Origin of the sequence: Bradyrhizobium algeriense (assembly GCF_003062295.1) — a bacterium.
Lineage (GTDB): Bacteria > Pseudomonadota > Alphaproteobacteria > Rhizobiales > Xanthobacteraceae > Bradyrhizobium > Bradyrhizobium algeriense.
This window is the reverse complement of record NZ_PYCN01000025.1, coordinates 38,073-50,943: the sequence shown is the minus strand read 5'-3', so window position 1 is coordinate 50,943 and position 12,871 is coordinate 38,073. Positions and strand designations below refer to the sequence as shown.

Annotated in this window: 9 protein-coding genes and 2 pseudogenes; 9 read left to right on the top strand and 2 right to left on the bottom strand. The window is 58.6% G+C overall.

Annotation, left to right across the window (positions count from 1 at the left end; translation table 11 throughout):
* Positions 1–20: 20 nt before the first annotated feature.
* The 6 genes from nodS to C7G61_RS32340 all read left to right on the top strand — a co-directional run bounded on the left by nodS (position 21) and on the right by C7G61_RS32340 (position 7,600).
* Entirely contained in the window at positions 21–638 is a 618-nt protein-coding gene (gene nodS, locus C7G61_RS32365) for a nodulation methyltransferase NodS (protein WP_108521578.1), read from the top strand.
* Positions 639–650: 12 nt separating this feature from the next.
* Positions 651–2,360: a nodulation protein NodU gene (gene nodU / locus C7G61_RS32360; protein WP_108521576.1), complete on the top strand. Its 1,710-nt coding sequence runs from the start codon at positions 651–653 to the stop codon at positions 2,358–2,360.
* A gap of 9 nt (positions 2,361–2,369) precedes the next feature.
* On the top strand, positions 2,370–3,284 hold the full coding sequence (gene nodI / locus C7G61_RS32355) for a nodulation factor ABC transporter ATP-binding protein NodI (RefSeq protein WP_108521574.1): 915 nt from the start codon (positions 2,370–2,372) through the stop codon (positions 3,282–3,284).
* A gap of 3 nt (positions 3,285–3,287) precedes the next feature.
* Positions 3,288–4,076 (top strand): ABC transporter permease, encoded by a 789-nt coding sequence (locus tag C7G61_RS32350; RefSeq protein ID WP_057853266.1) that lies wholly within the window; start codon positions 3,288–3,290, stop codon positions 4,074–4,076.
* A 93-nt stretch (positions 4,077–4,169) separates the two neighbouring features.
* Positions 4,170–6,215: a carbamoyltransferase family protein gene (locus C7G61_RS32345; RefSeq protein ID WP_108521661.1), complete on the top strand. Its 2,046-nt coding sequence runs from the start codon at positions 4,170–4,172 to the stop codon at positions 6,213–6,215.
* A gap of 395 nt (positions 6,216–6,610) precedes the next feature.
* A complete protein-coding gene (locus tag C7G61_RS32340) occupies positions 6,611–7,600 on the top strand; it encodes a nodulation protein NodZ (protein ID WP_274542298.1) in 990 nt (329 codons plus the stop codon).
* A gap of 778 nt (positions 7,601–8,378) precedes the next feature.
* On the opposite strand, the gene noeE is transcribed toward C7G61_RS32340, so the two are convergent.
* A complete protein-coding gene (gene noeE / locus C7G61_RS32335; RefSeq protein ID WP_476727211.1) occupies positions 8,379–9,266 on the bottom strand; it encodes a nodulation protein NoeE in 888 nt (295 codons plus the stop codon).
* Positions 9,267–9,277: 11 nt separating this feature from the next.
* Between noeE and C7G61_RS32330 the strand changes: the two are divergent.
* Positions 9,278–9,895 (top strand): annotated as a pseudogene (locus tag C7G61_RS32330) (IS256 family transposase); the annotation flags it as partial.
* Positions 9,896–10,098: 203 nt separating this feature from the next.
* On the opposite strand, the gene C7G61_RS44120 reads toward C7G61_RS32330, so the two are convergent.
* On the bottom strand, positions 10,099–10,485 hold the full coding sequence (locus C7G61_RS44120; RefSeq protein WP_145963720.1) for a hypothetical protein: 387 nt from the start codon (positions 10,483–10,485) through the stop codon (positions 10,099–10,101).
* Here C7G61_RS44120 and C7G61_RS32325 point away from each other — a divergent pair.
* Positions 10,384–10,646, top strand: a pseudogene (locus C7G61_RS32325) (IS66 family transposase); the annotation flags it as partial. The gene C7G61_RS44120 and the pseudogene C7G61_RS32325 sit on opposite strands and share 102 nt — an antisense overlap.
* A 415-nt stretch (positions 10,647–11,061) precedes the next feature.
* Positions 11,062–12,834: an NEL-type E3 ubiquitin ligase domain-containing protein gene (locus C7G61_RS32320; protein WP_108521657.1), complete on the top strand. Its 1,773-nt coding sequence runs from the start codon at positions 11,062–11,064 to the stop codon at positions 12,832–12,834.
* Positions 12,835–12,871: the final 37 nt, after the last annotated feature.

Below are 12,871 nucleotides of genomic sequence, written 5' to 3'. Positions count from 1 at the left end.
CACAAATCGTGAGCCGGAAAATGAAATATCAATCGTTAGATCTCGAATTGGCGACCGACGATCCGTGGCGGCTCGACGGCAATCCGTTCGAGCGGGAGCGTCACACGCAAATGCTCCGGCTGTCGCTTTCACAAGGGGTTATTACACATGCTCTCGAAGTCGGGTGCGCAGCCGGCGCATTCACAGAAAAGCTGGCACCCCACTGCAAACGGCTCACAGTGGTCGATGTTATGCCGCGAGCGATCGGTCGAGCGTGCCAACGGACGAAGAGGTGGTCGCACATCACGTGGATAGCTTCCGACATTCAACAGTTCTCGACCCCAGAGCTGTTCGATCTGATCGTCGTGGCGGAAGTTCTCTATTACCTCGAAGACATAACTGAGATCCGCGCGGCCATCCGCAATCTGGTGCAGATGCTTGCGCCAGGTGGGCATCTGGTCTTTGGATCGGCGCGTGATGCCGCCTGCACTCGTTGGGGGCACCCTGCTGGTGCCGAGGCGGTCATTACCATGCTCAATGAAACGTTGATCGAGGTCGAGTGCGTACAGTGCCAGGGTGAGTCGGCTAACGAAGACTGCTTGCTCGTCTACTTTCGGAATCCGGTTCGAGTTTCGATTAAATCCAATTGCCGACCTTGAGATGGAGATACTATGCGCATCTGCGGCATCAAGCTGACGCATGACGGGGCGATCGCTCTTGTGGAGGATGGACGGCTGGTCTTTTGCGTCGAGCAGGAGAAACGGGGCAACAATCCGCGGTATCAAACCATCGACAATCTTGACGCAGTTGTTGTCGCTTTGGCGGAGCATGGTCTGGATCCGCAGGATGTTGATCAGTTCGTCATCGACGGCTGGGACGGGGAGGTCGAGTCGCAATTCCAGGTCCTCAGCGGGGTGACACCTATCACTCTCAAAGGGGCGCCGTATGTTGAACGGAATGTCCGCGGCCTTCTCACTTCGCGCGACGGCTTTAACCTGATGCTCGACGGCAGGGTCTTTCCTTATAAAAGCTATCCGCACGTCACAGGCCATGTGGCCTCCGCCTACTGCACGAGCCCTTTTGCCAAAGCCGGACAACCCGCCTTCTGCCTGGTATGGGACGGCTGCATCTTTCCACGTCTCTACTACGTAGAACCCCGCGGCGCGCGGTTCATCGAATGCCTGTTTCCGATCATAGGCCATGCTTACGCTGTCGCGGGCCATCACTTCGGACCTTATAGGCAGGCGAGCCGTACCAGCTGGGATCTAGGTGTTGCCGGCAAGCTGATGGCCTATATCGCGCTCGGGTCTGTTAATGAAGACATCGTGGCGGTGTTTCAGGAGCTCTACGAGGAGCGCTTTGCGGCCGACATGGAGCATGCTCGTCGTCACCGTGCGGAGGTCAATAGCGAGGAGGCCTCACTTGAGGCTATGCACGACTTCTTCGACGCGAGCGCGCTCCGATTGAAGGACAAGCTGCCCGAAGATGTACTTGCATCGTTTCATTGTTTCCTCGAGCGTCTCCTTATACGCCAAATGGCCATTGCTTTGGAGCGGCATTCGTGTTCTCCGGGACCACGCAATTTGTGCATAGCCGGTGGCTGCGGTCTCAATATCAAATGGAACAGTGCACTACGTGCGACCGGCCTGTTCGATGATGTGTGGGTGCCGCCCTTTCCGAATGACAGCGGCTCGGCAATCGGTGCCGCTTGCTCCGCCATGGCGGCGGACAAGGGCTTCGTGCCGCTGCAATGGTCGGTCTACAGTGGCCCGGCCCTGATACGCAGCGATGTGTCGTCCGAATGGAACGCTGTGCCATGTAGTATGCGTGAACTTGCGACCATCCTCGCGAGCAACAAGCCCGTAATTTTCCTCGCCGGTCGCGCGGAGCTTGGACCACGAGCATTGGGTGGCAGAAGCATTCTGGCAGCCGCGACTTCGCCGGCAATGAAGGATCATCTCAACGACATTAAGCTCCGCGAACTCTTTCGGCCAGTCGCGCCGATTTGCCTGGAGGATCGTGCGCCGGAAATTTTCAGCCCCGGGACGCCGGATCCTTACATGCTTTTCGATCACCAGACACGGGCAGAATGGTGGAACAAAGTCCCCGCTATTATACATCTCGACGGATCTGCGCGATTGCAGACCGTTCCCAGAACCTCTCCGCACAAAATCGCGGAGCTCCTCGTCGAATATGAAGAACTCACGGGCATTCCGCTGCTTTGCAATACGAGTGCCAACCACCATGGACGTGGGTTTTTTCCGGATGCCGCAGCAGCCTGCCAGTGGGGACGCGTTGAACACATATGGTGCGATGGCCTGCTGTGGACCAAAACGGTCCTAAGTGAGCGATCGCCGGCCGAACGCCTTCTTTCAGTCTAAGATGAACATATGTCCACCGTAGCAATCGACCTTACCTGCGTAAGGAAGTCGTATGGCGACAAAATCGTCGTCGATGGGCTGTCCTTTGCTGTCGCGTCGGGAGAGTGCTTTGGCCTCCTCGGACCAAACGGGGCGGGAAAAAGCACGATTGCGCGTATGGTTCTCGGCATGGTAGCGCCGGACACCGGCAAGATGACCGTGCTCGGCGAGCCCGTACCGGCGCGTGCCCGCCTGGCACGCGCGCGCATCGGCGTGGTGCCGCAGTTCGACAATCTCGAACTGGAATTCACCGTCCGCGAGAACCTGCTGGTATTTGGGCGCTACTTCAACATGAGCGCACGCGAGGTCGAAGCAGTTGTGCCAGAACTGCTCGAGTTCGCTCGCCTGGAGAGCAAGGCGGATGCTCGCGTCGCCGAACTATCCGGCGGCATGAAGCGGCGGCTGACGCTGGCGCGTGCGCTGATCAACGACCCACATCTGCTGGTGATGGACGAGCCGACCACCGGTCTAGATCCGCACGCGCGCCACCTAATCTGGGAACGCCTGCGATTGCTGCTGGCGCGCGGCAAGACGATTCTCTTGACCACCCACTTCATGGAAGAGGCCGAGCGGTTGTGCGATCGGCTGTGCGTGCTTGAGGCAGGACGCAAGATCGCAGAAGGCGAGCCTCGCGCGTTGATCGATGAGCAGATCGGTTGCCAAGTGATCGAGATCTATGGCGGCAATCCGCACGAGCTATCTTCTCTGATCAGGCCGTATGCGCGGCATATCGAAGTGAGCGGCGAGACGCTTTTTTGCTATGCGCCAGATCCAGAGCAGGTACTCGTGCAGCTGCGCGGGCGCGCAGGTCTACGCCTTCTGCAGCGTCCTGCGAATCTCGAGGATGTCTTTTTGCGGCTGACCGGGCGGGAAATGGAGAGATGAACGATGCGTGAAGGTTACGCTGCCGTCATGCCCGCCAACGCGTACAACTGGGTCGCTGTATGGCGTCGCAACTTTCTGGCGTGGAGGAAAGTCGCGCTTGCATCGGTTCTCGGGAATCTCGCCGATCCCATGACTAATCTGTTTGGCCTCGGCTTTGGCCTTGGAATAATTGTGGGACTCATTGATGGCACTTCATACATCGCGTTTCTGGCTGGTGGGATGGTCGCGACTAGCGCCATGACCGCCGCCACCTTCGAAACAATGTATGCGGCGTTCGCCCGCATGCGTGCTCAGCGCACTTGGGAAGCAATCCTGTGCACACAGCTCACGCTCGGCGACATCGTTCTCGGTGAATTGGCTTGGGCAGCCACCAAAGCCGTTCTGGCCGGAACGGCAATTGCAGTGGTTGCCGCGACCCTGGGCTACGCTGCGTGGGCATCCATCCTCTATTCGATACCAGCAATCGCAATCACTGGCTTCGTCTTCGCGAGCCTAGCGATGGTCGTCGTATCCCTTGCGCCCAGCTACGATTATTTCGTGTTTTACCAGACGCTCGTCGTCACACCCATGGTGTTCCTGTGCGGCGCAGTCTTTCCGGTGAGCCAGATGCCCAGCGCATTTCAGCGCGTGGCAGGCTTATTGCCGCTGGCACATTCGGTCGACCTCATCCGCCCAGTGATGCTTGGGCTCCCGGCCGGCGGCATCGGCCTGCATATCGGTGCACTGTGCATGTACGCGGTGCTGCCGTTCTTCCTCTCGATCGCGCTGTTTCGCCGGCGCCTGATGCGTTAACCCGACATTCCGCAGAAGCGATGGAGAGACACGATGCAGTACCGCGAATTCGGCAGTCAATTGGGCTTCGTGTCACGATAAATGGAGAATGAGATGTTCTGTCTAGGAGTGAGCGGTGGACTAGACAAAGTCTATGAAGATACACGTGAGCTTTCGAACACATTTCTGCACGATGGCGCTGCGGTGCTCGTCCGGGACGGACGCGTGATAGCGGCCGTTGAAGAGGAGCGCCTCAATCGGATTAAGCACTCCAACAAATTCCCAAGCCGTTCGATACAATACTGCCTTGCAGCCGCAGGGATCCAGCTCAGCGATATCGATCGTATCGCGTTCTACGCGACCGAGGCCTATTGCAATGCTATGCTCGAAGGCCTGTTCGGGTCTCAGCCGGACCTCTCCATTCCTTTGGATGCCAAACTGTTGATGCGTGGCTTACTAGCGCAGGAGTTTGGTACCGAGGTCGATCCGTCGCGTGTCTCTTTCGTAAGTCACCATCAGGCGCACGCCGTAAGCGCCTTTGCGATGTCTGGCTTCGAGCAAAGTCTAATCCTCGCGATCGATGGCGGTGGTGATTTTCTCTCCGGCCTCTTAGCTGTGGGGTCTGGAACCGAGGTTACCCAACTCGCGACCTTCCCGGAGAATAATTCCCTAGGGCTATTTTATCTCGAGACGATCCGGTATCTCGGCTACGGCTTATTCGATGAATACAAAGTCATGGGGCTTGCCCCCTACGGGGATCCGGCTCCCCATCGCGAGGTCTTCGAGCAGTTCTACGAACTGTTAGACAACGGTGGCTACCGCGTCTACCTCGACCGAATCGGTCCGACGCTGCGCCGGAGCATCCAGGTCCGAAGAAAGGGAATGCCATTCACGCAGCAGCATCGAGATGTGAGTGCTTCATTGCAGGAAGCCTTGGAGCGGATCGTGTTTCACATTCTCCGGCATCATCGCGAGGCTACCGGTATGAAGCGGTTGTGCCTGGCTGGCGGGATAGCCCACAACTGCACCATGAACGGTAAGCTGCTGTATTCGGGGCTTTTCGAACACATCTTCGTGCAACCCGCGGCGCATGACGCTGGCTGCGCATTAGGCGCTGCATTAATGATGTCTAACGAGCTGGGCCGGCCCGCGCCACGTGAGCGGCTGCAGGAGGTCTATTGGGGTCCTGATCTCGGGAGCGAGAGCGCCGTGCAGCAGGAACTGGATGCATGGGGTGGACACCTTGACGTCGAACGCAGTGACGACGTGGCAGGTAGCGCAGCCGACTGGATGGCTAACGGCGCCGTGATCGGCTGGGTGCAGGGTCGTTCGGAGTTCGGGCCACGTGCGCTTGGCAATCGCAGCATTCTTGCCGATCCTCGGCCTGCCGCAAACAAGGACCGGATCAACGCGATGGTCAAAAAGCGCGAAGGCTATCGACCGTTCGCGCCATCAGTGCTGGACGAGGATGCGAGCGAATTTTTCGACCTCCCCGACGGTACGCACGAATTTCCCTTCATGAATTTTGTAGTTCGCGTGCGCGACTCCAAGCGAAGCGCGCTCGGCGCCATAACGCACGTCGACGGCACTGCGCGACTGCAAACAGTATCGCGCAAGACAAATCCAGCCTACTGGGAGGTTATTAATTCGTTCAAGAAGCGGACTGGCATCCCAGTTCTGCTCAATACGTCCTTTAACAACAATGCCGAGCCGATCGTGGATTCGGTTGCAGACGCGATTACCACATTTCTGACGACAGAGCTGGATGGACTTGTGGTCGGGCCGTTCCTCGTCAAGAAGAGGGCGGCAACGTTGGAGGATTGGACTGCGCTTGCGGTTTCATTGCCGCCTTATGCGCGCCTCTATCGGGTTCGCGCTTACACAGCGCGAGATCGCCAGGAGACGGTGTGCGAAATCCGTACGGCGCACTCCAGCGGTGACAGTGTGCGTATTTCACAGGATGCGTTCGATCTACTGATGCAGATCGAGGGCGAAGCCGTGCTCAGGGATCTCCTGGATACAATTACTTTCGATCGGGCTAGGCGTGAAGCTGTCGTGAAGGAACTGCGGGGCTTATGGGAGCTCCGTCGCCTTCGGCTGCATCCTTCACATGCTGCTCGCGCGCATCAAGACTGCGATCAAATGCTGGAGAAAGCATAACAGCACCACGAATATGGCCGTGTGCATGTCTCCAAATGCGGGGGCAGCTGGGCCCCTGAAGGCGGCATACCCGGTAGCTGGGCTCATGCTTGTAGTCTTGGGCGCTGCGCCATAGCGGCAGCTCAGGACGGCAAGCGCCCCAGCAGCAGAAATTCTATTCGACATGGTACATGCCAGAAAGGGCTTCGAGGAGCTGTTGCAACAAGGCGGATACGACTGAAATCAAGCATGTCGATGGCAACATTTTCGCGCGGCTCCTCCATGGTAGCGGCATATGATTCTACCAGCCAAGTTGGCTAACATCACGATCGCTGACGACAGCATCGGGCGAGGCCATACGTAGAGTTTCCGTAGCGTCCTTATCCAGGCGGTATTCCCTTAACGAGGAAACACAAATGTTTGTTGGCGGCTCGATGAACGGCCGGTTCATTGTTTCTCGACGACGTACTGGTTTCGGTGATTGCCTGTGGTCCCTGGCGTCAGCCTGGCGCTATGCGCAGCGGACGGGGCGGACTCTAGCCATTGATTGGCGTGGCTCCTGTTATCTCAATCAACCCTTCACGAACGCCTTTCCGGTGTTCTTCGAGCCAATTCAAGACATCGCGGGCGTACGGGTCATCTGCGATGACGAGATCAACCAGCTCTCATTCCCGGGTCCTTTCTTCCCGTCATGGTGGAATAAGCCATCGATCGACTGCGTTTATCGCCCAGATGAACAGATTTTCCGAGAACGTGATGAGCTGAGTGAGCTTTTCCAAGCCGAACAAGATAGTGAAGCCAACACCGTGGTGTGTGATGCTTGTTTGATGTGGCGTTGCGATCAGGATGCCGAACGACAAATATTCCGGAGCATCAAACCAAGGCCCGAAATTCAAGCTCGGATTGACGCCCTATATCAAGAGCACTTTGAAGGGCGCAATATAATCGGGGTTCATGTTCGGCACGGCAACGGCGAAGATATAATGGGGCACACGCCCTACTGGGCCGATGCGGAGCTCGCCTTGCGGCAGGTATGCACTGCCATTGATACGGCCAAAGCGTTACCACATCCAGGACCTGTGAGGGTATTGTTGTGTACGGACAGCGCGCAGGTACTTGACAAGCTGTCGGGTGTGTTTCCCGATCTTTTCACGATCCCAAAACGCTTCCAGGCGGATCAGGCCGGGCCATTACATGGTGCAGCACTGGGAGTCGACGGCGGGATCTCCGCCCTCATCGAGATGTATCTCCTCGGGCGATGCGATACTGTGATTCGCTTTCCGCCGACTAGCGCCTTCACCCGCTATGCCCGCCTCTTCGCGCCACGCGTTATTGAGTTCGATTTAAACGATCCGAGTCGTTTGATCTTGATTGATGAATCCTCCGAACATCTCCTGGCTTTATGAAACTTGCAACCCGCACCCTCGTCGATCATATCGGCGCGCGCTTCGCATTGCGCAGCATCGCCGTTCGTCCTGTCGGATGTCGTTTTTCGTAACGTTCAGAAACTGCGACAAAGAACGTCGTCGCACTATCGCGATCGAGCAGCCGATCATGTAGAACACGGTGGCATCCCATACCGAACCATCGATCGACAGTCCGACAAATTAGCTGAACAAAAGATTGTTGTCGAGCTGCTCGATCAACTGCCGCTCAGATCGCACCGTGTAGAACAGAACGCTTCCAGCAGCAGAGCCCGCAAAGAGCCGCTCGGGCGGGATCGACCAGCGGCTTCCCGGCGTAAAGCCTCCGGAAGTCTCGCGACAGGTCCTTCAGCGCTGCCTCAATCAGTTCGCGGATCGCCCGCAAGGGGAACGCGCTGCTCCAAACCGCTCGTAGCTGAATGCCTTCCGCCCGCTGATCTTGCCCTCGGATAAAGCCATACGTTTGCCGCCCGCAACGTCTCGATGGCCGCATCCAGCGGCTCGATCGGCCTCGGACAGCGTGAGCGCCTGTTCGAACTTAGCCGCTATCGAATTCGCCAAGCGCAAATTTTCCTCCATGTTGAGCTCGGCTAGGTGTTGCCGTTCCGAACCATGGAGGGGTCGAAAGCCGAGGAGGAGTTCTCTTCAGCTTGCCAGACAATACTGTTTGGCGCACCGTTTCCGCCAGATGCCGCACGAGGTCCTCGCTGGGCGCGTTGCAAATCCCACCAGGTTTGAAATACCTGACGATATTGTTCGGTTACGGCCCGACCTCTGTCCACGATCCCAGCTTGCTGAACGACCGAAGTTCCTGCTCATAACCGAGCTCAATCAAAAGCTCGGCGCCGATTGCATCCGTTATTGCTTGCATCTCTTGAATGCTCAGTTCGGTTTGCCAAGTGTAGACTGAGCGATCATCGACTGCCTTTCTCTCGAGGATTTTTCGATCCCCGAAGCGACTGGACCGAAGATATTCCGGCTGCTCCATCGTCGCCGATGTAATGCCCGTTGGATCGTAGCCGAGGCCAGCGATCACGCGCCGGATTTCCTCGTCGGGGCCCGCCACCAAAAGTTCGTACCGCACCACTTGCGTCTGCCGCCGACTGCGGTGCGCGGCGAGCGCAGGTAGGCCCAGAACGAGATCGGCGAGAGAAGATGCGATGTCGGGAGGCAGAATGAGCATTAGATTGGAGAGATCAGATAGGCTGGCGGGCGGCCAGCTTTCTGGCACGAGCGGGATGCCCCATGTCGATTTCAGTGAAGCGGCAACAGCGTAGGGATTACGCAATAGAAGGATGTGTGGCGCTTCTGGATAGAGAGAATCCAAAAAATCGAGGACCATCCAATAACGCGGCGTCTTGTCTACGAAAGTACGCTTGCCCGCTGCTGCCAAATATTGGCCGTAAGCCGCATCAGCAAAAGCGCGACTGACGATAGTACGATCGATTCGGCCCGAAAAATCGGATGTTGCGTCCTGAATCAGTGATGCCCCCGCTGGGTGACGGTGATCCACCGTGCCAAATGCCTCAAGTGCCAGCATCAACCAGGGCTCAGGCGGCGCCACAATGTCTGGGTGCTGCTGGAGCAAATGCGACAGCAGCGTCGTCCCCGACCGGGGAAGGCCGAGGAGAAAGCAGACCGCAGGCAAATCGTTGGCATCTGGGCCTGTGGATCGAGCAGACCGAAGGCGCCAAATTCTGGCTCAAGGTCATCAACGACCTGAAGACGCGTGGCGTCAACGATATCCTGATTGCGGTGGTCGATGGGCTCAAGGGCTTTCCCGAGGCGATCGCCTCGGTCTATCCGCAGACGGTGGTGCAGACCTGCATCGTGCACCTGATCCGCAACAGCCTGGCGTTTGTCGCCTGGAAGGATCGCAAGGCGATCCTGCCTGCCATCAAGGCCATCTACCGGGCCGAGAATGCCGACATGGCGCTGGTCCGGCTCGAGGAGTTCGAGGACGAATGGGGCAAGCGCTATCCGGCGATCGGCCAGGCCTGGCGCCGCGCCTGGGAACAGGTCGTGCCGTTCTTCGCGTTTGCTCCTGGCGTCCGCAAGATGATCTACACCACCAACGCGGTCGAGGCGCTGCACCGCAGCTTGCGCAAGATCATCAAGACCCGCGGCAGCTTTCCAAACGACGACGCGGCGTTGAAGCTGCTTTATCTCGCCATCAAGAACGCCGGATTGAGGTAGCGGCGAGGCGTCGAGTGGACTGCCGCCATGGGCCAGTTCGCCATTCAGTTCGGCTCGCGCTTTCCGGGATCAACGCGATGACCAAAATGTCGATCAGCCGTCTTATCCGGCGGCCCGAGTTTGGCCGATCAGCAAGCTCTGTAAAGGCGGGCCTGCGGCCCCCGCCTGCGGCGGCTGCGGCCTTGACAGAGCTTGCTGCCCGACCACTGTTAGCCACCATGGGATCGATGACAATGTCCGGCTGATGCAAGAAACGACTGAAATTTACCCTTCACAGAGGCCTCTTACACAAAATATCTGACATTCCCTTTTGGATGCCTGAATTCAATTCCTCCAGTTGACTTCTTGCTATCCGTTTCTTCCACTTGGTAAAATCGATTGTTTATGGAATGCATCAACGCTGGATAAGTCCGGATCATGCGTTCAGGGCCTCGATCTTCTAGATCTGCTCGTCGCGCTCGATGTATCCCTTCGGTGGCGGCCGCTTTGTGAAGTTCGGTCGTCTTTCTGAGGATGTGAACTTTAAGTCTAGCTTTGAGGTCATATTCGAATGCTGGTGAAGGTATTGGGCGCCGCTCGCGTTTGCCCGTGCAAAAGCCTCGGAAGACGAAGCTCTGATCGCCCAGCAGAAGCTTAGGATCGCCAAGCTCCAGCGCCAGATCTACGGCCATCGATCGGAGCGATCATCGCGGCTGATCGACCCAGTTGGCGCGCTGATCTTCGAAGAGCTGGAAATTGGCGCCACTGAAGACGAGCTGTCTGCGGAGCAGGCTGTAGCCAAGACGACGAGCGTGCGAGGATTTTACGCGAAAGGCGTCCCGAACGCCAGACCGTCGCCAGTTTTTCTTCAGTGGACCCCACTGACGCTGCAGCTTCGAGAGACGTCGATGGGCTTCCATCGACGCATTATGAGTCTTCCGAGACTCGTCAGTTTATGGACAGCTAAGTCTTATAGCATTGAGATACTGTCTATCTGGACTGAGAGGTCCGCTTGATCTGCTGCAGAGGAGAAGGGGATGTATTGCTTTAACGAAACGACCCTAAACCCTTTCGTTAACCGTAGATTCCGTCCGGACGTACTAGTCTTGCTGCAACTGCCCTGTGGGCGAATGGCGCAGCGTGTTAACCGCGCTCCGTGATCGCCTGCTTCGTCGGTCGGTGATCACCATCCATGGTGAGAGCTACCGACTTCGAGAAGCACCGCTCCCGCGCATTTCCTTCACTTGGCTACCGAAGAGATGGCATCGATGAATGCAGAACGGGCCCAGCTTGGCGCTGGCACTCCTTCCGAGACTTCCGAATCCGAAACCTCCGAACCAGGGTCCCCGGCCGCGGCGCAGTGGGTCGAAGCCTTGTGGGAGGCGGAGGCGTCCGCCGCCGACCCCGCCTCGTCGCAGGACCAGGTCCTGGTGGGCCGGGCTGCCGAAGAGGGGCAGGGCGAAGACGAGGATCGGCAAGAGGCAGTAAGTCGAACGAGGGCTTGGCGGGATGCAGGCGATGTCGATGAGCCGCTGGATCTGTCGTCCCTGTCCCTGACCGCCTTGTCCGCTCCCCTCCCGCCCGAGCTCCGGCGCCTGAACGTCGACAACAATCAGCTGACCAGCCTGCCCGACCTTCCAGCCGATCTCCAGCGGCTGTACGCCAGCAACAATCGGCTGACCAGCTTGCCCGACCTTCCAGCCGGGCTCCGGCGGCTCTACGCCAGCAGCAACGGGCTGACCAGCCTGCCCGCAGACCTGCCGCCCGGGCTCCGGCGCCTGAACGTCGACAACAATCAGCTGACCAGTCTGCCCGACCTTCCAGCCGGGCTCCAGCGCCTGAACGTCGACTACAATCAGCTGACCAATCTGCCCGAGCCCCTCCCGGCCGAGCTCGAATGGCTCAGCGTTACCCACAACCAGCTGACGAGCCTGCCCGAGATGGTCCCCGCCGAGCTCCTATGGCTCGGCGCCAGCAACAACCAGCTGACCAGCGTGCCAGAGACCCTGCTGACGCAGCTGGGCCGTGAGTCCAGCGTTGATCTGGATAATAATCCGCTGCCCGAGGGGGTACTGACCAACCTGGCGACAGCCATGCATGCCGGGGACTATGCCGGCCCGCAGATCTTTTTGTCTATGGCCGAGGAAGCGGTGGAAGTCGAGCCGCGGCCTCTGCACGAGGTTGTCGCGCACTGGCTCGAGGGCGATACTGGCACGGTGGCCGCCTGGCAGCGCTTCGCCGAAGAGCCAGGTGCCCAGGACTACGCACGCTTCCTCGACAGGCTCCGTGGCACGGTGAACTATGGCAACGAGGCGTTCCGGCAGGCGGTGGCCGAGGATCTGCGGCAAGCGGCGGCCAGGCCGCGATTGCGCGAGCACTATTTCGAGCAGGCTTTAGGAGCGAGCGACAGCTGCGAGGATCGCATCACTTTGGCCTGGAACGGCATGCAGACCGCACGCCTGAACGCTGATGTCGAGGACGGAGCCTATGACGGGCGGCTCGACGAATTGCTCCAACACGGCCGTGTGATGTTCCGCTTGGAGGCGCTGGACGGGATCGCGCGCGAGACGGTCAACTCGCTCCGCCGTGCCGACCCGGACGCCGACATCGACGACATCGAGGTCTATCTTGCCTACCAGACCCAGCTGCGCGACCCCCTGGAGCTGCGGCACGTCGCCCCAGACATGCGCTTCTTGAACATCTCTCACGTGACAGAAGACGACGTTGCCATGGCCGCGACATCGGTGCGGGACCAGGAGGCGACGGGATTCGGGGACTATCTGGCAAGGCGCTGGCAACCTTGGGAGAGCGTGGTGAGACGCATCGCCCCCGGTGACCATGCAGTGATGCAGGAGCGGCTCATCGATGCGATGGGAGAGGAGTTCGACAGCCGCCTGAATAGACGGCTCGCCGAGAATGGCTTGACAGACGATGCCGATGCCGAGCGGGTGCTCGGAGCCGAGATCCGCAACGAGATCGCCCGCGAGATCAAGAGCGCGGTAATGCACAAGGTGCTCGCGGATCGCGGCCTCGAGCTGTGAAGCGGCCGTTCATGCGAAGGCTGTCAATCGCTGTTTC

Coding starts and splice junctions, on each gene's coding strand:
- nodI (WP_108521574.1), top strand. CDS start 2,370: ATGTCCACCGTAGCAATCGACCTTACCTGCGTAAGGAAGTCGTATGGC.
- C7G61_RS32350 (WP_057853266.1), top strand. CDS start 3,288: ATGCGTGAAGGTTACGCTGCCGTCATGCCCGCCAACGCGTACAACTGG.
- C7G61_RS32345 (WP_108521661.1), top strand. CDS start 4,170: ATGTTCTGTCTAGGAGTGAGCGGTGGACTAGACAAAGTCTATGAAGAT.
- C7G61_RS32320 (WP_108521657.1), top strand. CDS start 11,062: ATGAATGCAGAACGGGCCCAGCTTGGCGCTGGCACTCCTTCCGAGACT.
- nodS (WP_108521578.1), top strand. CDS start 21: ATGAAATATCAATCGTTAGATCTCGAATTGGCGACCGACGATCCGTGG.
- C7G61_RS44120 (WP_145963720.1), bottom strand. CDS start 10,485: ATGGCCGTAGATCTGGCGCTGGAGCTTGGCGATCCTAAGCTTCTGCTG.
- nodU (WP_108521576.1), top strand. CDS start 651: ATGCGCATCTGCGGCATCAAGCTGACGCATGACGGGGCGATCGCTCTT.
- C7G61_RS32340 (WP_274542298.1), top strand. CDS start 6,611: ATGTTTGTTGGCGGCTCGATGAACGGCCGGTTCATTGTTTCTCGACGA.